Source organism: Sneathiella sp. (assembly GCF_036844445.1).
In the GTDB taxonomy this organism is placed as follows: domain Bacteria; phylum Pseudomonadota; class Alphaproteobacteria; order Sneathiellales; family Sneathiellaceae; genus Sneathiella.
The window spans coordinates 127,452-148,030 of record NZ_DAIUFV010000004.1 but is presented as its reverse complement, the minus strand read 5'-3'; the positions used below and the strand labels follow the sequence as shown (position 1 = coordinate 148,030).

The 20,579-nt window shown below is 61.1% G+C and carries 18 protein-coding genes; 15 read left to right on the top strand and 3 right to left on the bottom strand.

Annotated features, from left to right (window positions below; translation table 11 throughout):
* Positions 1 to 13: 13 nt before the first annotated feature.
* The 9 genes from eno to V7Z56_RS09570 all read left to right on the top strand — a co-directional run bounded on the left by eno (position 14) and on the right by V7Z56_RS09570 (position 9,618).
* A complete protein-coding gene (gene eno, locus V7Z56_RS09610; RefSeq protein ID WP_334129203.1) occupies positions 14 to 1,291 on the top strand; it encodes a phosphopyruvate hydratase in 1,278 nt (425 codons plus the stop codon).
* A 333-nt stretch (positions 1,292 to 1,624) separates the two neighbouring features.
* Entirely contained in the window at positions 1,625 to 2,122 is a 498-nt protein-coding gene (locus V7Z56_RS09605; RefSeq protein ID WP_334129202.1) for a lysozyme, read from the top strand.
* Positions 2,123 to 2,271: 149 nt separating this feature from the next.
* A complete protein-coding gene (locus V7Z56_RS09600; RefSeq protein ID WP_334129201.1) occupies positions 2,272 to 2,583 on the top strand; it encodes an FtsB family cell division protein in 312 nt (103 codons plus the stop codon).
* Between the two features lie 286 nt (positions 2,584 to 2,869).
* The gene (pdhA, locus tag V7Z56_RS09595) at positions 2,870 to 3,910 is read left to right on the top strand and encodes a pyruvate dehydrogenase (acetyl-transferring) E1 component subunit alpha (RefSeq protein ID WP_334129200.1); all 1,041 of its coding nucleotides are present in this window, start codon (positions 2,870 to 2,872) and stop codon (positions 3,908 to 3,910) included.
* Positions 3,911 to 3,940: 30 nt separating this feature from the next.
* Positions 3,941 to 5,359, top strand: a complete 1,419-nt coding sequence (locus V7Z56_RS09590; RefSeq protein WP_334129199.1) for a pyruvate dehydrogenase complex E1 component subunit beta — start codon at positions 3,941 to 3,943, stop codon at positions 5,357 to 5,359.
* A gap of 13 nt (positions 5,360 to 5,372) precedes the next feature.
* Positions 5,373 to 6,707, top strand: a complete 1,335-nt coding sequence (locus tag V7Z56_RS09585) for a pyruvate dehydrogenase complex dihydrolipoamide acetyltransferase (RefSeq protein ID WP_334129198.1) — start codon at positions 5,373 to 5,375, stop codon at positions 6,705 to 6,707.
* A 10-nt stretch (positions 6,708 to 6,717) separates the two neighbouring features.
* Positions 6,718 to 8,121: a dihydrolipoyl dehydrogenase gene (gene lpdA, locus V7Z56_RS09580; RefSeq protein WP_334129197.1), complete on the top strand. Its 1,404-nt coding sequence runs from the start codon at positions 6,718 to 6,720 to the stop codon at positions 8,119 to 8,121.
* A gap of 62 nt (positions 8,122 to 8,183) precedes the next feature.
* Entirely contained in the window at positions 8,184 to 9,146 is a 963-nt protein-coding gene (lipA, locus tag V7Z56_RS09575; protein WP_334129196.1) for a lipoyl synthase, read from the top strand.
* Between the two features lie 28 nt (positions 9,147 to 9,174).
* Positions 9,175 to 9,618: a type II toxin-antitoxin system RatA family toxin gene (locus tag V7Z56_RS09570; protein ID WP_334129195.1), complete on the top strand. Its 444-nt coding sequence runs from the start codon at positions 9,175 to 9,177 to the stop codon at positions 9,616 to 9,618.
* A gap of 24 nt (positions 9,619 to 9,642) precedes the next feature.
* On the opposite strand, the gene V7Z56_RS09565 is transcribed toward V7Z56_RS09570, so the two are convergent.
* Genes V7Z56_RS09565 through V7Z56_RS09555 form a run of 3 tightly spaced genes read right to left on the bottom strand, consistent with a single transcriptional unit; the run spans position 9,643 to position 11,775 of the window.
* A complete protein-coding gene (locus V7Z56_RS09565) occupies positions 9,643 to 10,146 on the bottom strand; it encodes a CinA family protein (RefSeq protein WP_334129194.1) in 504 nt (167 codons plus the stop codon).
* Complete coding sequence (locus V7Z56_RS09560; RefSeq protein ID WP_334129193.1) at positions 10,133 to 10,624, bottom strand: phosphatidylglycerophosphatase A family protein; 492 nt, start codon at positions 10,622 to 10,624, stop codon at positions 10,133 to 10,135. The genes V7Z56_RS09565 and V7Z56_RS09560 overlap by 14 nt, the downstream gene beginning before the upstream one ends.
* A complete protein-coding gene (locus V7Z56_RS09555) occupies positions 10,621 to 11,775 on the bottom strand; it encodes a bifunctional 2-C-methyl-D-erythritol 4-phosphate cytidylyltransferase/2-C-methyl-D-erythritol 2,4-cyclodiphosphate synthase (protein ID WP_334129192.1) in 1,155 nt (384 codons plus the stop codon). The genes V7Z56_RS09560 and V7Z56_RS09555 overlap by 4 nt, the downstream gene beginning before the upstream one ends.
* A 128-nt stretch (positions 11,776 to 11,903) precedes the next feature.
* On the opposite strand from V7Z56_RS09555, the gene dusB reads away from it, so the two are divergent.
* The 6 genes from dusB to trkA all read left to right on the top strand — a co-directional run bounded on the left by dusB (position 11,904) and on the right by trkA (position 20,578).
* The gene (gene dusB / locus V7Z56_RS09550; RefSeq protein WP_334129191.1) at positions 11,904 to 12,890 is read left to right on the top strand and encodes a tRNA dihydrouridine synthase DusB; all 987 of its coding nucleotides are present in this window, start codon (positions 11,904 to 11,906) and stop codon (positions 12,888 to 12,890) included.
* The gene (locus V7Z56_RS09545) at positions 12,891 to 14,009 is read left to right on the top strand and encodes a two-component system sensor histidine kinase NtrB (RefSeq protein WP_334129189.1); all 1,119 of its coding nucleotides are present in this window, start codon (positions 12,891 to 12,893) and stop codon (positions 14,007 to 14,009) included.
* A 1-nt stretch (position 14,010) separates the two neighbouring features.
* Positions 14,011 to 15,453: a nitrogen regulation protein NR(I) gene (gene ntrC, locus V7Z56_RS09540; protein WP_334129187.1), complete on the top strand. Its 1,443-nt coding sequence runs from the start codon at positions 14,011 to 14,013 to the stop codon at positions 15,451 to 15,453.
* A 68-nt stretch (positions 15,454 to 15,521) separates the two neighbouring features.
* Positions 15,522 to 17,768 (top strand): sensor histidine kinase NtrY-like, encoded by a 2,247-nt coding sequence (locus V7Z56_RS09535; protein ID WP_334129186.1) that lies wholly within the window; start codon positions 15,522 to 15,524, stop codon positions 17,766 to 17,768.
* A gap of 2 nt (positions 17,769 to 17,770) precedes the next feature.
* A complete protein-coding gene (gene ntrX / locus V7Z56_RS09530; protein ID WP_334129185.1) occupies positions 17,771 to 19,177 on the top strand; it encodes a nitrogen assimilation response regulator NtrX in 1,407 nt (468 codons plus the stop codon).
* Between the two features lie 24 nt (positions 19,178 to 19,201).
* Positions 19,202 to 20,578: a Trk system potassium transporter TrkA gene (gene trkA, locus V7Z56_RS09525; RefSeq protein ID WP_334129184.1), complete on the top strand. Its 1,377-nt coding sequence runs from the start codon at positions 19,202 to 19,204 to the stop codon at positions 20,576 to 20,578.
* The last annotated feature ends 1 nt before the right edge of the window (position 20,579 follow it).

Sequence of the window (20,579 nt, the reverse complement as noted above, 5' to 3'; positions counted from 1 at the left end):
GGAATAATGTTTGATGAGTGCAATTATTGATATTATCGGCCGCGAAATCCTCGACAGCCGCGGTAATCCCACTGTTGAAGTCGATGTTGTTCTGGAAAGCGGCGCGTTTGGCCGCGCGGCGGTCCCCTCTGGCGCCTCCACGGGCGCACATGAGGCGGTGGAACTCCGCGACGGCGACAAGGCGCGCTATGGCGGCAAGGGCGTTTTGAAGGCGGTCGAGTTCGTCAACGGCGAGATTTTCGACATTCTTTCGGGCCGTGATGCGGATGACCAGATCGCGCTCGATCGCGCTATGATCGCCCTTGACGGAACAGAGAACAAGGGCCGCATCGGCGCCAACGCCATTCTCGGCGTCAGCCTCGCCATTGCCCGCGCCGCGGCGGAAGACGCCGGCCTGCCGCTTTATCGCTATGTTGGCGGTGCGGCGGCCCGCACGCTTCCCGTCCCGATGATGAATATCATCAACGGCGGCGAGCATGCCGACAACCCCATCGATATCCAGGAATTCATGATCATGCCGGTCTCGGCGGCATCATGTGCGGACGCCATCCGCATGGGCTCGGAGGTTTTCCAGACGCTGAAGAAGGAACTCTCCAAGGCCGGGCACAACACCAACGTCGGTGATGAGGGCGGCTTCGCCCCGAATATCGCAAGCACGCGCGATGCCCTTGATTTCATTATGAAATCCATTGAGGGCGCCGGCTACAAGCCGGGTGAGGATATCTATCTCGCGCTCGATGCAGCCTCGACCGAATTCTTCAAGGACGGCAAATACCATCTAAAGGGCGAGGGCAAAATTCTCGAGCCCGGCGCGATGGTCGAGTACTACGCCGCTCTCGTCGGCGATTATCCGATCATCTCGATTGAGGATGGGATGAGCGAGGACGACTGGGAGGGCTGGAAGCTGCTGACCGAGAAAATCGGGGGGCGGGTGCAGCTTGTCGGCGACGATCTTTTCGTCACCAACCCGAAGCGCCTGCGCGATGGGATCAAGCGCGGCGTCGCCAACTCCATTCTCGTCAAGGTCAACCAGATCGGCTCGCTGACGGAGACGCTGGAAGCGGTCGAGATGGCGCACAAGGCGCGCTACACCGCCGTAATGTCGCACCGCTCGGGCGAGACCGAGGATGCGACGATCGCCGATCTTGCGGTTGCCACCAACTGCGGCCAGATCAAGACCGGCAGCCTCAGCCGCTCCGACCGGCTCGCGAAATATAACCAGCTCATCCGCATCGAGCAGGAACTCGGCGAGGCGGCCGAATATGCGGGCCGCGGCATCCTGAAGGGCTGATCCCGTGACGGGCGATGCGGCCGATTTTGCGGACTCGCCCTGAAAACGCAGGAAGTTTATGAGCGGAGCGCGCAAGTCTTTGGTGCACTCCGCGACAAATCCCTTTTCGAGAGGGGCTGGCTCGACCGGTTCCTCTCGCATCTTCCCGACACTCCCGTCCTCCTCAATCTCGGCTGCAATGCTGGTGAGTTGATCACGGCCTACCTGATCAGCCGCGGTGCTGGCCGAAAAATCTCGTAAATAGAGAACAGTCTATTTCATACACTACTATATATTGCATTTCCTGATCTAATAAACATCTAAAACGCGATGACCCCGATCAGGAGAATGACTATGCCACATCAGCTATCACAACAGGGCGCGGATCTTATCAAGCATCTCGAGGGCCTCCGCCTCGATGCCTATCAGGACAGCGCCGGCGTCCTCACCATTGGTTATGGCCATACCGGCGATGTGTATGCCGGCCAGAAAATCTCGGAAGCCGAGGCCGACGCCGATTTTCTAAAGGATATCGGCTGGGCAGTCGATGCCGTCAACAGCGCCGTTCATGTCGCCCTCAACCAGGCGCAGTTCGATGCGCTCGTCTCCTTCACCTTCAATGTGGGTGGTGGGGCGTTCCGTAGCTCGACGCTGCTGAAAAAACTGAATGCGGGCGACTATGCCGCGGTGCCTGTTGAAATGGGCCGCTGGGTCTATGCCGGCGACAAGAAGGGGATGCTCGCAAGCTTTGTCCGCTGGGCGCATCTCGGCAGCGGTAAGGAAGTCTCGAAGGTGCTGAAAAACCGGCGCGACAGGGAAGGAAAGCTGTTCGCAACCGGCGCCTACAGCTAGGCGAAGGGCGGCGTCAGCGGGGCTGCGCGTGCCCGGGTGCGGGCCGCCCGGACGCGACAAGCTCGCAACCTCACGCGACGAAACGACTATTTTCCCCGCAAGGTTAATTTCCGGTTGACCTGATCCCGCGTATTTGATTCACTCAAGCCATGACCGTCAGCCATGAGATAAAAAAGCGCGCAAAAGCAGGACTTGGGCCGATTATCGGCATCCTTGCTGTTGCCTATTTCAGCTACCACCTGATCGAGGGAGATCGGGGGCTGTTTGCCTATCTCAAACTGCAGCACGATATCGAGCGGGCGGAGGACATCTACCAGATCACCGAACGCGAGAAGCAGGCGCTTGAAAAGCGGGTCGATTTGCTGCGGCCGGAGAATCTGGATGTCGACATGCTGGAGGAGCGGAGCCGGGACGTTCTCGGGCTCGCGCATCCGGATGAGATCGTAATCTACCGCAAGTAATATGCCGCCCCGTCAGTTGATTTTTTCTGTCCTTTTTGCGGCCCGCACGCGCGCTTTGTTGCGCAGTAGTGGAGTGGAAGGAAAGTATCTTTCCTGCGAGATTTATTAACTTGATTGAAGTTAATTATTCAGATTCCCGCTCGCAAACGCAACAATTAACTGGAATATAGTTAATAAATAAAATCTGCTTGTCTATCCGTATCGAGTTCGCCACATTCCGGGGGAGAGACTACATCCGTTTCAGGGCCCGGGGGATGCCCTGATCGTCACACTAACGGGAGAAATCATGGCACGACAAACCGCGAGCCGGACAAAATCCACTGCCAGCGCCAAAAAGCCCGCTGCGGCAGCGCGCAAGTCCGCACCGAAATTTTCAAACGACGATATTCGCAAGTTTTACTGGGAAATGCTGCTGATCCGCCGCTTCGAGGAGAAGGCCGGGCAGATCTACGGGATGGGGCTGATCGGCGGCTTCTGCCATCTCTATATCGGGCAGGAGGCCGTCGTTGTCGGCATGAATTCCGCGATCACCGATAAGGATACCGTGATCACCTCGTACCGCGACCACGGTCATATGCTCGTCTGCGGCATGGATCCGAAAGGCGTGATGGCCGAACTTACGGGCCGCGAGGGTGGCTATTCCAAGGGCAAGGGCGGCTCCATGCATATGTTCTCGCGCGAGGCCAACTTCTTCGGCGGGCATGGCATTGTCGGCGCCTGCGTCCCGCTTGGCACCGGCCTTGCCTTCAGCCAGAAATATCAGGGCAGCGATGCCGTCACGCTCTGCTATATGGGCGACGGCGCGGTCAACCAGGGGCAGGTCTATGAGGCTTTTAATATGGCCGAACTCTGGAGCCTGCCGATCGTTTATGTGATCGAGAATAACGAATATGCCATGGGAACTTCGGTCAAGCGCTCCTCGGCGCAGACTGAGCTTTACCGCCGCGGCGAGAGCTTTAATGTGCCGGGCGAGCAGGTGGATGGCATGAACGTCTTCGCCGTCGCCGAAGCGGGGCGCAAGGCCGTCGACTGGGTACGGAGCGGTAAGGGCCCCTATATTCTCGAGATGAAAACCTATCGCTACCGCGGCCATTCCATGTCCGATCCCGCGAAATACCGCTCCAAGGAAGAGGTCAACAAGAAGCGCGCCGAGCATGACCCGATCGATCATCTCCGCCAGTATATGCTGGAGAACAAGATCAATAGCGAGGAGGAGCTGAAAGAGGTCGACCGCGAGATCAAGGCGATCATCGCCGATGCAGTCGAATTCGCCCAGAACAGCCCCGAGCCGCAGCCCGAAGAGCTTTATATCGATGTGCTGGCGTAAGCGCCGATCCGCTTGAGAGGATAACAACAGATGCCAACTGAAATTTTGATGCCGGCGCTGTCGCCGACCATGACCGAAGGAAAGCTGGCCCGCTGGCTGGTCAAGGAAGGCGATCGGGTGAGTTCCGGTGATGTGCTGGCGGAAATTGAGACCGACAAGGCGACGATGGAAGTCGAAGCGGTCGATGAAGGCGTGATTGGCAAGATCCTGATCAAGGACGAGACGGAGAATGTTGCCGTCAATACGCCGATCGCCCTCTTGCTGGAAGAAGGCGAGAGCGCCGACGATCTTGAGGGCTATGCGCCCGCCGCCGCCAAGGCGCCGCAGGCCGATGAGGAGCCGGAGCCGGGTGCGCGCGAGGAGAAATCTGAGACGCCCGCCTCCGATAAGCGCGAGGTCCGCGTCGAGACCTCCGAGCCGCATGCCGCCTATGACGCGAGCGATGAGATCCCGGCCGGGACTGAAATGGTCAAGATGACGGTGCGCGAGGCGCTTCGCGATGCGATGGCCGAGGAGATGCGCCGCGATGAGCGCGTCTTCGTGATGGGCGAGGAGGTTGCCGAATATCAGGGCGCCTACAAGGTGACGCAGGGCCTGCTCGATGAATTCGGTGCCCGCCGCGTTATCGATACGCCGATTACCGAGCATGGCTTTGCCGGCGTTGGCGTCGGCGCGGCGTTTCATGGGCTGCGTCCGATTGTCGAGTTCATGACCTTCAACTTCGCGATGCAGGCGATCGACCAGATCGTCAACTCGGCGGCCAAGACACGCTATATGTCGGGCGGCCAGATGTCCTCGCCGATGGTGTTCCGCGGACCCAACGGCGCCGCCTCGCGCGTTGCCGCGCAGCATTCGCAGTGCTTTGCCGCCTGGTATTCCCATGTGCCGGGGCTGATCGTTATTGCGCCGCATTCGGCGGCCGATGCGAAGGGGCTCCTGAAGGCCGCGATCCGCGATCCGAACCCGGTCATCTTCCTAGAAAACGAAATCCTTTACGGCCAGAGTTTTGAGGTGCCGGTTCTCGATGATTTCGTCCTCCCGATCGGCAAGGCGAAGGTCGCAAGGCCCGGCAGTGACGTTACCATCGTTTCCTTCGGCATGGGGATGCGCTATTCGCTGGAGGCGGCGGACATGCTCAGCAAAGATGGGATCGAAGCGGAGGTGATCGACCTTCGAACGCTCCGTCCGCTCGATATCGAAACTGTCCTTGCGTCAGTGCGGAAGACCAACCGCTGCGTGACTGTCGAGGAGGGTTGGCCGCAGAGCGGGATCGGCGCGGAAATCTCGGCGCAGGTGATGGAGAAGGCGTTTGACTATCTCGATGCGCCGGTGCTGCGGGTAGCGGGGAAGGATGTCCCGATGCCCTATGCCGCCAATCTCGAGAAGCTGGCGCTGCCATCCGCGGCGGAGGTTGTCCAGGCGGCCAAATCCGTCTGCTATCGCGATTAAGGAGGGCTCCAAAATGCCGATTACCGTTACCATGCCCGCCCTGTCGCCGACGATGACCGAGGGCAAGCTCGCCACATGGCATGTCAAGGAAGGCGACCGCGTTGCCGCCGGCGACGTGCTCGCCGAGATCGAGACCGACAAGGCGACGATGGAGGTCGAGGCCGTCGATGAGGGGACAGTTGGAAAAATCCTCATCCCCGGCGGCACCGAGAATGTCGCGGTGAATACCCCCATCGCCGTCCTGCTGGAAGAGGGCGAGGAGGCCTCCGCCCTCGAAAATTATGAGGCAAAGGGCGCCGTGCCGCCTGAGGCTCTGGAAAGCGAGACGAAAGAGGCCGCGAAAGCCGCCAAAAAACCCGAGGCTGAAGAAGCACCGGCGGAGGCGAAGGCCGCACCGCGCAGCGCCAAGGACAGTGCGCCCGCGCCGCGCTCTGGCGAGGGGGAGCGGATCTTCTCAAGCCCGCTCGCACGGCGCATTGCCGCGGACGAGGGGCTCGATCTCGCGAATATCACAGGGAGCGGGCCGCATGGCCGCATCGTGAAATCCGATGTCGAAGCCGCGCTCCGGTCCGGCGTGCCTGCGAAAGCCGCCGCACCCGAGACGCCGAAAGCGGCCGCCGCTGCGCCCGCGCCTGCCGCCGCGGCATCCGTACCGCTGCCGGGTGGGGACTATACGGAAATTCCGCTCAGCGGCATGCGCAAGATCATTGCCCGTCGGCTCACGGAATCGAAGCAGACCATTCCGCATTTCTATCTCACAATCGAATGCGAGCTCGACAAACTGCTGGCCATGCGCAAAGAGCTGAACGCCCGCTCCGATGACTATAAAATCTCCGTCAATGATTTTATCATCCGTGCCTCGGCGCTCGCGCTGCGTAAGGTGCCGGCGGCCAATGCCTGCTGGGGCGGCGACAATATCCTGCAATATAAGGATTTCGATATTTCCGTTGCCGTTGCGATCGAGGGCGGGCTGATTACGCCGGTGGTGCGCCGGGCGGATCAGAAAGGGCTCGCCACCATCTCGGCGGAGATGAAGGAACTCGCCGGGCGGGCGCGCGCGCAGAAGCTGCTGCCAGAAGAGTATCAGGGCGGCTGCTTCTCCATCTCCAATCTCGGCATGTATGGCATCCGCGAATTTTCCGCCGTCATCAATCCGCCGCAGGCCGCCATCCTCGCGGTGGGTGCCGGCGAAATGCGCCCCGTGGTGCGCGACGGCGCGCTTGCCATCGCGACGATGATGAGTGTAACACTCTCGTGCGATCATCGCGTGATCGATGGCGCACTCGGAGCGGAATTACTGAAATATTTCAGAGGCTATATCGAAGATCCTTTGACCATGCTGCTGTAGGAGCGGGGATATGAGTGAGACGAATTTTGACCTGGTCGTGATCGGCTCCGGCCCCGGCGGCTATGTGGCGGCGATCCGCGCGGCCCAGCTCGGAATGAAGACGGCGGTTATTGAGCGCGAGCATCTTGGCGGCATCTGCCTCAACTGGGGCTGCATCCCGACCAAGGCGCTGCTCCGCACGGCCGATGTTTATACGCTGATCAAGCAGGCCGAGACCTTCGGCATCAAGGTCGAGGGCGCGAGCGTTGATCTCAAGAAAACCGTCGAGCGCTCGCGGCAGGTAGCGAAGCAGCTCTCGAACGGCGTCCAGCATCTCCTGAAGAAGAACAAGGTCAGCGTCATCGATGGCCACGGCAAGCTCGCCGGCAAGGGCAAAATCGAGGTCTCGAAAGACGGCAAGGCGGTCTCGACGGTTGCCGCCAAGCATATCATTCTCGCGACCGGCGCGCGGGCGCGCACCCTGCCGGGGCTGGAGCCGGACGGCAAGCTCGTCTGGACCTATAAAGAGGCGCTCGTTCCCGATGTGATGCCGAAAAAGCTGCTGGTTATCGGCTCAGGCGCCATCGGGATCGAGTTCGCGAGCTTCTTCAACGCGCTCGGCGCCGATGTGACGGTGGTCGAGGTACTGGACCGGATCCTTCCCGTCGAGGATGCGGAGATTTCTGCATTCGCCGAAAAATCCTTCAAGAAACAGGGCATGACCATCAAGACGGCAACGACCGTCACGGAACTCAAGAAATCCGCAAATTCCGTCACCGCCACCTTCAAGGACAAGGCCGGCAAAACCTTGAGCGACACCTTCGATCGCGTCATTCTGGCGGTGGGTATCGTCGGCAATGTCGAGAATATCGGCCTTGAGGGAACGAAAGTGAAGGTCGAGAAAAGCCATGTGGTGGTCGATGAGTACTCGCGCACCAGCGAGCCCGGCGTCTATGCCATCGGCGATCTGACCGGCCCGCCGTGGCTCGCCCATAAGGCGTCGCATGAAGGGGTCATCTGCGTTGAGAAGATCGCCGGCGAAAAGGACGTGCATCCGCTCAATACATCAAATATCCCCGGCTGCACCTACTGCCATCCGCAGGTTGCCTCGGTCGGTCTCACGGAGGCCGCCGCAAAAGAGGCGGGCTATGAGATCCGCGTCGGGCGCTTCCCCTTTATTGGCAACGGCAAGGCCATCGCGCTTGGCGAGCCGGAGGGGCTGATCAAGACGATTTTCGATGCCAGAACCGGCGAGATGCTGGGCGCGCATATGATCGGCGCGGAAGTGACCGAACTCATCCAGGGCTACGGCATCGCCCGCACGCTCGAGACGACCGAGATCGATCTGATGCAGACCGTGTTCCCGCATCCGACCATATCCGAGGCGATGCACGAATCGGTACTTGACGCTTACGGCAAAGCAATCCATTTCTAGTGGAAGCAAAAGAGCTTCTTTTCAAGGGTGAGCGCCCGCGCCGCCCGTAACTTCGAGGCGACATGATGAATGAGACAACGCCAATTAAACGGGTGCGCCATCCGGAAAAGGTCAACCGCCCCGACAATCCGATCCAGCGCAAGCCAAGCTGGATCCGGGTGAAGGCGCCTGTCTCGAAAACCTATCATGAAACGCGCGAGCTGATGCGCGGCCTCAACCTCACCACGGTATGCGAGGAGGCGGCGTGCCCCAACATCGGCGAATGCTGGTCGAAGAAGCATGCCACCATGATGATCATGGGCGAGATCTGCACGCGCGCCTGCGCCTTCTGCAACGTCTCGACCGGCAAGCCGAACCCGCTTGATCCGTTCGAGCCTTTCAATGTCGCGGCGGCGGTCAAGAAGCTGGGCCTCAATCACGTGGTCATTACCTCGGTCGACCGTGATGATCTGAAGGATGGCGGCGCGCAGCATTTTGCCGACGTTATCAAGGCGATCCGCGAGGCCGCGCCCACGACCACGATTGAAATCCTGACGCCGGACTTCCTTAAAAAACCGGGCGCGCTCGAGATTGTCGTCGCGGCAAAGCCCGACGTTTTCAACCACAATCTCGAAACGGTGCCGAAGCTTTATCCCTCCGTCCGGCCGGGTGCGCGCTATTATCATTCGCTCCGGCTCCTTGAGCGGGTGAAGGAGATTGACCCCGAGATGTTCACCAAATCCGGCCTGATGGTCGGGCTTGGCGAAACGAAGGATGAAGTGTTGCAGGTGATGGATGATATGCGCGTCGCCGATATTGACTTCATCACCATTGGCCAGTATCTCCAACCCACGGTCAAGCATCACGCAATCGACCGCTTTGTTACCCCGGACGAGTTTGCGGCGCTTGAGAAGCAGGCGTACGCCAAGGGGTTCCTGATGGTCTCGGCGTCGCCGCTGACCCGCTCAAGCCACCATGCGGGCGAGGATTTTGCGAGACTGAAAGCTGCGCGGGAGCGAAGCGTTGCCGCAAGGGCGCACGTCTGACAGCCCCCCGCGCGTAAACGTAGAGAGTATGCCGACACACGCCGAAAAACGGGTTCTGCCCTACAAACCTGAGGAAATGTATGAACTGGTCGCCGCAATCGACCAGTATCAGGAGTTTTTGCCCTGGTGCATCGGATCGCGGATCAAGGAGCGGCGGGATAATGTCGTGCTCGCCGATCTCGTTATCGGCTTCAAGCTGTTCCGCGAGAAATTCACGAGCCGCGTCACGCTCGATGAAGAAAACTGCCGCATCGATGTTGAATATATGGACGGACCATTCCGCTATCTCAACAATCACTGGAAATTCACCCCTCACCCCAAGGGCTGCGAGGTCGATTTTTTCGTCGATTTCGAGTTTCGCTCGATGATCCTGCAAAAAACCATCGGCATGCTGTTCAATGAGGCGGTGACGCGCATGATTTCGGCCTTTGAAGCGCGGGCGGCCGAACTCTACGGATCGAGCGCCGCCTGAGTGGGCGGCGCAGCTTCTCTCCCGTTACCCGGCATCGAGCGCGGTATTCAGCATCTGAAGCGCAGTCTTGACGGTTGCAAGGCGCACCTCGGAGCGGCCGATATCGCCATATTCCATCTTCCGATGTTCGGCGATCCCTGCCTCGGTCGCAACGGCGAAGTGGACAAGTCCGGCCGGCTTTCCGGGTGCGGCGCTCCCCGGTCCCGCGATACCGGTGACCGCGACCGTGATATTGACGCCAGCGGTCTTCAGCGCGCCGAGTGCCATCTCCCGCGCCGTTTCTTCCGAGACCGCGCCGTGGGCGCGGAGCGTCTCGGTGCTGACGCCGATGACGCGCGCCTTGGCCTTGTTGCTGTAGGTGACGAAGCCGCGGTCAAAAACATCTGACGATCCCGCGATATCGGTCAGCGCGCCGCCGATCAGCCCGCCGGTGCAGGATTCGGCCGTTGCCAGCGTCCATTTGCGGGCTCGGCATTTGGCAAGCACGTCCGTTGCCAGTCGCTCGATTTCCGGCTCAAAAATTCCCATAGTAAACCCCTTTTATTATTATCAGCAGGACGAAGGCGATCAGCCCCGCCACATAGTCATCGATCATCACGCCAAAGGCGCCTTTGACCTTTTTGTCCAGCCAGCCGATCGGCCAGGGCTTTACGATATCAAGAAAGCGGAACAGCAAAAAGGTGAGAAGAATCATCAGCAGGGATAAATCCGCCGCCGCGAGCGCAAGCCAGATGCCCGCGACCTCGTCGATCACAACTTCACCCGGATCCTCCCGGCCGGTCCGCGCGACATAAATCTTCGTGCTCCACCAGCCGATGCAGAAGATCGCGAGTGACGAAAGGACAAGGGCGGGCGCGCCGGCATAATGGAAAATCAGAATGCCGAAGGGGAGCGCGGCGAGCGATCCCACCGTTCCCGGCGCTTTCGGGCTGAGGCCGCTCCAGAACCAGGTGGAGAGGATGACCGCAGGATGCAGCAGGGGGAGGGGCGCCGTTTTCGCCGTCATTCGGGAAGTCTCACGGTCGCGACCGCTTGCGCTGCGATCCCTTCCTGCCTGCCGGTGAAGCCGAGTTTCTCCGTCGTCGTGCCCTTGATGGAGACGCGATCCTCAGGAAGGCCAAGCAGACCCGCAATGCGTTCGCGCATGGCCGCACGGTGCGGGCCGATGCGCGGCGCCTCGCAAATGAGGGTGAGATCGACATGCGCAATCACGCCGCCGCGGGACGCGATAAGCCCTGCCGCATGGGTGAGGAACTGATCCGAGGGCGCGCCCTTCCAGCGCGTATCAGAGGGCGGAAAATATGTCCCGATATCCCCTGCGCCGATTGCGCCGAGCAGCGCATCGGTCAGCGCATGGAGCGCGACGTCGGCATCGGAATGGCCTTTCAGCGCCGCGTTATGGGGAATATGGATCCCGCCAAGCCAGACGCCGTCGCCCGCCGTGAATGCATGCACATCGAAGCCGAACCCGGTCCGTACATCGGTAAGAGCGCCGGCGATCCGCTGGCGCGCAGTCGCGATATCATCGGGCGTCGTGATCTTGATGTTGCCAGTCTCCCCCTCAATGCGGACGATCTCGATCCCGGCCCGCTCGGCAACGGCGGTATCATCGCCAAGGCCCTCGCCAGCGAAAGCGCGGTGCGCGGCGAGAATGGGCGCAAAGGCGAAGCCCTGCGGCGTCTGCGCAGCGACGATACGGTTCCGGTCGAGCGAGCCGGCGATGCGCCCATCCTCCAGCGACTTCAGGCTGTCGGCGATAGAGAGGGCGGGGAGTGCGGCCTCGGCTCCCGCCTCAAGCGCCTGCAGCGTCCGGGAAATGAGATCACCGCTCACAAAGGGCCGCGCCGCGTCGTGAATGACCACATACTGCGGTACGTGGGCCAACAGCGCTTCCAGCCCGCGCCAGACCGATTCTTGTCGCTCCGCCCCGCCAATGACCGGCGCCAGCAGCGAAAGCCCCTCCGTTGCCGCCGCATATTGCGCCCGCCCGTCTTCAGCAATCACCACCTGAACGGCGTCGATATCGGGGTGCTGAAGAAACGCCTCGATCGTCCAGCGCAGGATCGTTTTTCCTGCAATTTCAATATATTGCTTCGGGATATCAAGGCCTGTCCGGGTGCCTTTCCCGGCGGCGACAATAAGGGCGATGTTCGTCATGCGCCGACAATAGGGCGCGTTCGGAAAAGGTTCAATAAAATTGACGGGAGGGCGATGAATCTATTGCGGTGCAGCAAAAATCGCACTACATTGCCCAATTAATAGTCATCTTATTTATTGCTTAAAAAATGGTCATCCGCCTCGGAAATATCGACATCGACCCGCCTGTGCTTCTTGCGCCAATGGCGGGCATTACCGATCTTCCGTTCCGCCGGCTCGTCAGCCGCTACGGGGCGGGGCTCGTCTTTTCGGAGATGGTCGCAAGCAAGGCGATGGTTGCGGAGACGCGCCGTTCGCTCCGCATCAGCCGGACGGGGGACGATGCCGGGCCAATGGCGGTCCAGCTCGCCGGATGCGATCCCGAGATTATGGCGGAAGCGGCCAAGCTCAATGAAGATCTCGGCGCGAAGATCATTGATATCAATATGGGCTGCCCGGTCAAGAAGGTGACCTCCGGTATGGCCGGCTCATCCCTGATGCGCGATCTTTCGCACGCCGCAAAAATTCTTGAAGCCACCGTCTCGGCAGTCCGCATTCCCGTCACGCTTAAAATGCGCACCGGCTGGGATGATACGAGCCGCAACGCGCCCGAGCTTGCCCGCATCGCCGAGGATGTCGGGATCCAGATGCTGACCGTGCACGGACGGACCCGCTGCCAGTTCTTCAAGGGATCCGCCGATTGGGCCTATATCGGCGAGGTGAAGCGAAGCGTCTCGCTTCCCGTGATTGCCAATGGTGATATCGAGACCGTGGAGGATGCCGAGGCGGCGCTCAAGCTGTCGGGCGCGGACGGGGTGATGATTGCGCGCGGCAGCTATGGCCGGCCGTGGTTCGCAGGCCAGGTCGCCGACTATCTGAAATCCGGCCGGCTCCGTCCGGATCCCGACCTTGAGGAGCAGCGCGATGTCCTGCTTGAGCATTATGAGGCGCTGCTTCGCCATTACGGAACCGACGTTGGCCTTCGCAATGCGCGCAAGCATCTCGGCTGGTATGCGGCACGGCTGCCGGGCGGGGAAGCCTTCCGCCAGCGCGTCGTTCGCCTGAACGATCCGGCCGCGGTGCGCCGCGCAATTGAGGATTTTTACATGGGACTTCGCTGGAAGGAGAGTGCCTAGATGGCCAAAGCCGGAGCCGCCGCCCCCCTCCGCCGCAAGCGGAACGAGATCGATCCGCTGGCCGTTCTGAACGCCTTGCCCGATCCGTTGATCGTCGTCGGCGATGACGGCTTTGTCTGCATGACCAACCCGGCGGGCGAGGAGTTTTTCGCCCTCTCCGCGAAACGGCTGCTGCGCCTTCGCCTGACCGATATCGTACCCTTTGACAGCCCGCTCATCAGCCTCGTCGAGCAGGTGCGCGAGGAGGGCGATTCTGTCGCCGAATATGGCGTCGATCTCGGCACTCCGAAAATCGGCATCAAGAATGTCAACCTGCAGGTCTCGCGCCTCTATGATACGCCGGATGTGATCATCCAGATTGCCGAGCGGACGATGGCCGCCAAGATGGACCGCCAGTTGACCCATCGCGGCGCGGCGCGGTCGGTCACAGCAATGGCGACCATGCTCGCCCATGAGGTGAAGAACCCGCTCTCCGGCATTCGCGGCTCGGCGCAGCTTCTCGAGATGAATGCCTCCGACGCCGACCGGGCACTGACGCGACTCATTTGCGACGAGACGGACCGTATCTGCGCCCTCGTTGACCGGATGGAAGCCTTTTCCGATGATCGCCCGATTGCGCGCGAGGCGGTCAATATCCACGAGGTGCTGGAGCATGTGCGGCGCATCGCCGAGACGGGTTTTGGCCGCCACGTCAGCTTTCGCGAGCAGTATGACCCGTCGCTGCCCTTCGTTTACGGCAATCGCGACCAGCTTGTGCAGGTCCTCTTGAACCTCGTCAAAAATGCCGTCGAGGCGGCGCCGGAGATCGGCGGCGAGGTGACGCTCAGCACCGCTTATCGTCACGGCGTGCGCCTCGCCATCCCGGGCGCGCAGGAGAAAATGCAGCTGCCGCTTGAGGTCGGTGTGCAGGACAATGGCCCCGGCATCTCCGAAGAGCTTCTGCCGCATATCTTTGACCCGTTCGTCACCACCAAGGCGGGCGGCAGCGGACTTGGCCTTGCGCTGGTCGCAAAAATTGTCGGTGATCATGGCGGCACGGCCGAGTTTGATACCTCCGGCGTCGGCAGCAAAGTGCTGATCCGGCTGCCCGTCTATCACATCAGCAAAGGAGCCGACTGACATGGCCGGAACGATACTCGTTGCCGACGACGATCAGGGCATTCGCACCGTTCTCGAACAGGCGCTGTCGCGCGCCGATTATATCGTGCGCTCCACCTCCAACGCGGCGACGCTTTACAACTGGGTTCTGGAAGGGGCGGGCGATGTGATCCTGACGGATGTCGTCATGCCCGATGAGAATGGCCTCGATCTGCTGCCGCGGATCAAGAAAATCCGCCCCGAGATCCCGGTCATCGTCATGAGTGCGCAGAACACGCTGCTGACCGCCATCAAGGCGACAGAGCGCGGCGCCTATGACTATCTGCCGAAACCTTTTGATCTGAAGGCGCTTCTGCAGGTTGTCGAGCGGGCCCTGTCGCGGCCGAAGAAAATGGCGGCGAGCCGCTTCGGAGCGGAGGATGATGAGGCGCCGACGCCCCTGATCGGTCGCTCGCCGGCGATGCAGGAGATTTACCGCGTGCTGGCCCGGCTGATGGGAACGGATCTCACTGTCCTCGTCTCGGGCGAAAGCGGCACGGGGAAGGAGCTGGTTGCCCGCGCGCTCCATGAATATGGCAAGCGCAAGAACGGCCCGTTCGTTCCCATCAATATGGCGGCGATCCCGCGCGAGCTAATCGAATCCGAGCTCTTCGGCCATGAGAAGGGCGCCTTCACGGGCGCCGATTCCCGCGCCATCGGCCGTTTCGAGCAGGCCCAGGGTGGTACGCTCTTTCTCGATGAGATTGGCGATATGCCGATCGAGGCGCAGACCCGCCTCCTTCGCGTGCTGCAACAGGGCGAATATACCACCGTCGGCGGTCGGACGGCGATCCGCACCGATGTCCGTATTGTCGCGGCGACCAACCGCGATCTCCGCCAGTTTGTCCGCCAGGGACTGTTCCGTGAGGATCTATACTATCGCCTCAATGTCGTTCCGCTTCGCCTGCCGCCGCTGCGGGAGCGGACCGAGGATATCCCCGATCTCGTCCGCCATTTCCTTGCCCAGGCGCGCGAGGAGGGGCTGCCGGTGAAAAGCATCGACAAGGAAGCGCTCGATGCGCTGAAGCGGCATAAATGGCCGGGCAACGTGCGCGAGCTCGAGAATCTCGTCCGCCGGCTCGCGGCGCTTTACTCCGATGACGTGATCAATCTCTCCGTTATCGAGCAGGAATTGCAGCCGCAGGAGGTTGTCAGCCTTGACGAGACGCCGGCCGAGGATGAGAGCCTCGGCCGCGCCGTCGAGCGGCATATTGCAAAATATTTCGCGGCGCATGCGGGCGGGCTGCCGCCAAGCGGCCTTTACGAGCGGGTTCTTCGCGAAATTGAGCGCCCGCTGCTGTCGCTTTCGCTCGATGCGACGGGCGGAAATCAGATCAAGGCGGCCGACTTGCTCGGCCTCAATCGAAATACTTTGCGGAAAAAGATCCGGGAACTGGATATTCATGTTGTACGCGGCCTCAAGTGATGCTTGAATGTCACAATGTGATATTTTGAGCAAAGATTTCGTCCCGTACCGGCGGAAATTGCGTCGATATGGCGGGAGAGGCGGACAGTTCTGGTCAGGATATGGCAAAGCAGCAACAGGAGAGCGTAAAGCAGCCGTTTTCGTTTGTCCGCTGGACACGGAAAATCGGCCTTGGACCGAAGACGTCCTTTTTCGTCGCGATGCTGGCCATCCTGAGTGGGATCGCGACCTATAAATCACTGACCATCGACAACCCGGCCTATACGCGCGTGCTGCTGATTGCGGACGTGGTGATTGTCGTCATTCTCGCCGTGATCATCACGCACCGGCTGATCCGCACCTGGCGGAAGGGGCAGGCGGGCGGCTCGGGCAGCATGATGCACCGGCGTATCCTCCGCCTCTTCTCGCTGATTGCCGTGGCCCCGGCGCTGATGGTGGCGCTCTTCTCGGCGCTCTTTTTCAATATCTATTTCCAGCGGCATTTTTCGGACCCGGTGAATATGGCGGTCTCCGAATCCATCGTTGTCGCCAATGCCTATATCAAGGAGCATATCCAGAATATCCAGTCCGATGCCCTTGCCATGGCGGCGCAGATCAACCGCGCGCCGCCGCAGGTGCTGGAGAGCCGCATCCATTTCGAAAATTACCTCAGCGACCAGGTGATCGCCCGCAACCTCAGTGAAGCGGTCGTCATCAACAGCAATCAGGACATCATCGCGCAGTCGGAATTCAGCTTCGGGCTTGAGTTCGACAAGATCGACCCGCAGGCCTTTCGCGATGCGCGCGAGCGGGAGGTGGTGATCACGACCAATGAGGGCGACGATCAGGTCCGCGCGCTGATCCGTCTCGACCGGCTGCTCGACGGCTTCCTTTATGTCGGTCGCTATATCGAGCCGCGGGTGCTCGCCCATCTTGAGCGCACTCGCGCCGCCGCCGCGGAATATGAGGCGCTGAAGGAAGAGGGCTTCGGGATCCAGATCCAGTTCGCCGTCATCTTCTTCATCATCTCGCTGATGGTGGTGCTGGCGGCGGTCTGGTTCGGGCTGGTCATCGCCTCGCGCATCGTCGGGCCGATCGAGAATCTCGTAAAGGCGGCGGAGCGGGTGAGCGCGGGCGATCTCGGCGTGAAGGTGGATGAGAGCCGCGCCCATGACGAGATGGCGATGCTCGGCCGCGCCTTCAATCGCATGACCGGGCAGCTTGCCGCGCAGCGCCGCGAGCTTGAGAAAACCAACCGCCAGCTTGATGAGCGCCGCCGCTTTACCGAGGCGGTGCTCGCCGGCGTCTCCTCGGGTGTCATCGGCCTCGATCGTGACGGGCTGATCCACCTGCCGAACCGCAAGGCGATGGAACTCCTCGGCCTGTCGGAAGCTGAGATGATCGGCCGCAGCCTTGCGGACCTCCGCCCGCAGATGGCGGGACTGATCGAGGAAATCCGCGATCGGCCTGCGCGCGTCGCCGAGCGGCAGATGCAGTTGCCGACGGAGGAGGGGCATCGTCACCTGCTGGTGCGGGGCGCGGGCGAAATGTCGAAGGGCGATATCCAGGGCTTCGTCGTCACGCTCGATGACATCACCGATCTCGTCTCGGCGCAGCGCATGGCCGCGTGGGGCGATATCGCGCGGCGGATCGCCCATGAAATCAAGAACCCCCTGACGCCGATCCAGCTCTCGGCGGAGCGCATCAAACGCAAATACGGCCGCCAGATCCAGAATGATATCGAGGTCTTCAACCAGTGCACCGACACCATCATCCGGCAGGTCGGCGACATCGGCCAGATGGTCGATGAATTCTCCGCCTTTGCGCGGATGCCAACGCCGGATTTCAAGCCCGAAGATCTTGGCGAGCTGGTCGGGCAGGCGGTGTTTTTGCAAAAAATCGCCCATCCCGAAATCGACTATCTGTTCGATGCGCCGCGCAGCCCCGTCATCTGCTCCTGCGATGCGCCGCAGGTCAACCGCGTGCTGACCAACCTGCTGCAGAACGCCGCAGACGCTATCGAGGGCCGCGACGGCGCGCCGGAGGAACTGCCGCGCGGGCGCATCGAGGTCGATCTTATCGTCGGCGCCGATGAGATTATCGTCGAGATCATCGATAACGGCCGCGGCCTGCCCAAAGAAAACCGCAACCGCCTGACCGAGCCTTATGTCACGCATCGCGACAAGGGAACCGGGCTTGGTCTTGCAATTGTCAACAAGATTATGGAAGAGCACGGCGGAACGCTCACGATGGGCGATCCCGAGAGCGGCAGCGGGGCCATCGTCCGCATCGCTTTTCCCGTTACCGAAAGCCGATTGAAAACAGGGAATGATTAACGATGTCTGCAGACATTCTGATTGTGGATGATGAAGCTGATATTCGCGGCCTTGTCGCCGGAATTCTCGAAGATGAAGGCTATGAGGCGCGCATGGCCGCCGACAGTGACGCGGCGCTTGCCGAGATTGCCCACCGCCGGCCCGGCCTTCTGATCCTTGATATCTGGCTGCGCGGCAGCAAGATGGACGGCATCGAAATCCTGCAGGCGGTAAAGAAGGAGCATTCCGATCTGCCGGTGCTGATGATCTCGGGGCATGGCAATATTGAAACCGCCGTGCAGACCATCAAGCTCGGCGCCTATGATTTTATTGAAAAGCCCTTCAAGGCGGAGCGGCTGATCCAGCTTGTCGAGCGCGTGCTGGAAGCGGCGCGTCTTCGCCGCGAAGTCAATGAACTCAAGACCCGCGGCGGCGAGGTGATGACCGAACTCGTCTGCCGTTCCAACATTATGCTGCAGCTGCAGCAGTCGATCGACAAGGTCGCGCCGACCAACAGCCGGGTGCTGATCACCGGTCCCTCGGGTTCGGGCAAGGAGGTGGTGGCGCGCCTCATCCATAATCGTTCGCACCGCAAGAACGGCCCGTTCGTCGTGCTGAACGCGGCGATGCTGGCGCCCGAGCGGCTGGAGATCCAGCTTTTCGGGGTTGAGGACGGACGGATGAGCTCCGTCAAGGGGGCGCGGCGCGGCCTGCTGGAGCAGGCGCATGGCGGCACATTGTTCCTTGACGAAATCGCCGATATGCCGCTTGAGACGCAAGGGAAAATCTTGCGCGTTCTCGTCGATCAGTCGTTCCAGCGCGTTGGCGGGACAGAAAAAATCCGCGTCGATGCGCGTATTATCTCGTCTTCCAGCCGCGATCTGCATGCGGAGATGGCCGCGCATCGCCTGCGTGAGGATCTCTATCACCGCCTCGGCGTCGTCCCGCTCTCCATCCCGCCGCTGAAGGAGCGGCCGGAGGATATCGGGCCGCTGTCGCGCTATTTTGTTGAGCGCTTCTCGCGAAGCGCCGGCGTGCCGCCGCGTAAAGTCGGCGAGGACGCCATCGCGGTGCTGCAGGCGGCAAGCTGGCCCGGCAATGTGCGCCAGCTTAAGAACGTGATCGAGCAGATCATGATCATGGCCGGGGAGGATCGCACCGCGCCGATTACGGCGGCCATGGTGCCCGCCGATGCCGGCGCCGCGCAGATCGTGATGACGGGAAAGAACGAGCATACCGAGATCATGGCGCTGCCGCTCCGCGAGGCGCGCGAGCGGTTTGAAAAGGAATATCTGGAGGCACAGATCAACCGCTTCGGCGGCAATATCTCGCGCACCGCGAGCTTCGTCGGCATGGAGCGCTCGGCGCTGCATCGCAAGCTGAAGACGCTCGGTATCGGCAACGGGGATCGCAAACGTCCGTTCGAGTAGCAAGAGGCGGGAGGGGAGAGTGAGATGAAGGTCATTATCTGCGGCGCCGGCCAGGTCGGCTCAAATATTGCCCGCCAGCTTGCGCAGGAAAAAAATGACGTCACCATCATCGACATGTCGCCCGAACTTGCCCGCAAGATCGGCGATGAGCTCGATGTCCGCAGCATGGTCGGCCACGCGTCGCATCCGGCCGTGCTGGAGGAGGCCGGCGCCGATGATGCCGATATGCTGATTGCGGTGACCTACAGCGACGAGGTGAATATGGTCGCCTGCCAGGTCGCGCATTCGATTTTCAATATCCCGAAGAAAATCGCCCGCATCCGCGCGCAGGATTACATCCGGCCGCAGTGGGCGCAGCTCTTCGCCCGCGAAAATATGCCGATCGATGCAATCATTTCGCCCGAGATGGAGGTCGCGCGCGCCATCGAACGCCGGCTGAAGGTGCCGGGCGCCTTCGATACCGTGAGCTTTGCGGACGGCAAGGTGCAGGTGATCGGCGTGCGGCTCGATGAAAACTGCCCGATCATTCACACGCCGCTTGAGCAGCTCACCGAGCTTTTCCCGGGCCTCAACGTCACGGTGCTTGCCATCTATCGCGACGGACGGATGCGGGTGCCCGAGCGCGAGGACCAGATGTTCCCGGGTGATGACGTCTATTTCGCTGCCGATGCCAACCATGTCGAGCGCGTCATGCCGCTGTTCGGCCATGAGGAGGAGGAGGCGCGCAGCATCGTCATCATCGGCGGCGGCAATATCGGGCTGCATCTTGCGCAGCTGATCGAGAAAAAGATGCGCAATGTCTCGGTCAAGCTGATCGATTCCAACCGCGCCCGCGCCGAGCGCATCACCGATGATCTGGAGCGCACCGTCGTGCTGCATGGCAGCGCGCTCGATCCCGATCTGCTGCAGGAGGCGAACGCCGCGCGCGCCGAGACCATCGTCGCGCTCACCAACGATGATCAGGTCAATATTCTCGCCTCGCTGCTCGCCAAGGGGCAGGGGACCCGCAAAGCGATCACCCTGATCAATAACCCGGTGTTTGGCAATCTCGTCACCTCGCTCGGCGTCGACGTCGTGGTCGATCCGCGCGCCACCACGGTTTCGGAAATTCTCCGCCACATTCGCCGCGGCCGGATCCGCGGCCTGCATTCCTTCCGCGACGGCGCGGCCGAGGTGGTGGAAGGGGTGGCGCTCGAAACCTCGCCGCTCGTCGGCAAGCCGCTCCGCGATCTCAAGCTGCCGCCCGGCATCATCATCGGCGCCGTGATCCATGACGGGGAGGTCATCCTGCCGCGCGGCGATTCGGTGATCGAGCCCAATGACCGTGTGATTATCCTCGGCCTTCAGGATGTCATCCAGAAGATGGAGAGCATGTTCTCGGTCGGGCTAGAGTTTTTCTAGG

Coding starts and splice junctions, on each gene's coding strand:
- eno (WP_334129203.1), top strand. CDS start 14: ATGAGTGCAATTATTGATATTATCGGCCGCGAAATCCTCGACAGCCGC.
- V7Z56_RS09605 (WP_334129202.1), top strand. CDS start 1,625: ATGCCACATCAGCTATCACAACAGGGCGCGGATCTTATCAAGCATCTC.
- V7Z56_RS09600 (WP_334129201.1), top strand. CDS start 2,272: ATGACCGTCAGCCATGAGATAAAAAAGCGCGCAAAAGCAGGACTTGGG.
- pdhA (WP_334129200.1), top strand. CDS start 2,870: ATGGCACGACAAACCGCGAGCCGGACAAAATCCACTGCCAGCGCCAAA.
- V7Z56_RS09590 (WP_334129199.1), top strand. CDS start 3,941: ATGCCAACTGAAATTTTGATGCCGGCGCTGTCGCCGACCATGACCGAA.
- V7Z56_RS09585 (WP_334129198.1), top strand. CDS start 5,373: ATGCCGATTACCGTTACCATGCCCGCCCTGTCGCCGACGATGACCGAG.
- lpdA (WP_334129197.1), top strand. CDS start 6,718: ATGAGTGAGACGAATTTTGACCTGGTCGTGATCGGCTCCGGCCCCGGC.
- lipA (WP_334129196.1), top strand. CDS start 8,184: ATGATGAATGAGACAACGCCAATTAAACGGGTGCGCCATCCGGAAAAG.
- V7Z56_RS09570 (WP_334129195.1), top strand. CDS start 9,175: ATGCCGACACACGCCGAAAAACGGGTTCTGCCCTACAAACCTGAGGAA.
- V7Z56_RS09565 (WP_334129194.1), bottom strand. CDS start 10,146: ATGGGAATTTTTGAGCCGGAAATCGAGCGACTGGCAACGGACGTGCTT.
- V7Z56_RS09560 (WP_334129193.1), bottom strand. CDS start 10,624: ATGACGGCGAAAACGGCGCCCCTCCCCCTGCTGCATCCTGCGGTCATC.
- V7Z56_RS09555 (WP_334129192.1), bottom strand. CDS start 11,775: ATGACGAACATCGCCCTTATTGTCGCCGCCGGGAAAGGCACCCGGACA.
- dusB (WP_334129191.1), top strand. CDS start 11,904: ATGGTCATCCGCCTCGGAAATATCGACATCGACCCGCCTGTGCTTCTT.
- V7Z56_RS09545 (WP_334129189.1), top strand. CDS start 12,891: ATGGCCAAAGCCGGAGCCGCCGCCCCCCTCCGCCGCAAGCGGAACGAG.
- ntrC (WP_334129187.1), top strand. CDS start 14,011: ATGGCCGGAACGATACTCGTTGCCGACGACGATCAGGGCATTCGCACC.
- V7Z56_RS09535 (WP_334129186.1), top strand. CDS start 15,522: ATGGCGGGAGAGGCGGACAGTTCTGGTCAGGATATGGCAAAGCAGCAA.
- ntrX (WP_334129185.1), top strand. CDS start 17,771: ATGTCTGCAGACATTCTGATTGTGGATGATGAAGCTGATATTCGCGGC.
- trkA (WP_334129184.1), top strand. CDS start 19,202: ATGAAGGTCATTATCTGCGGCGCCGGCCAGGTCGGCTCAAATATTGCC.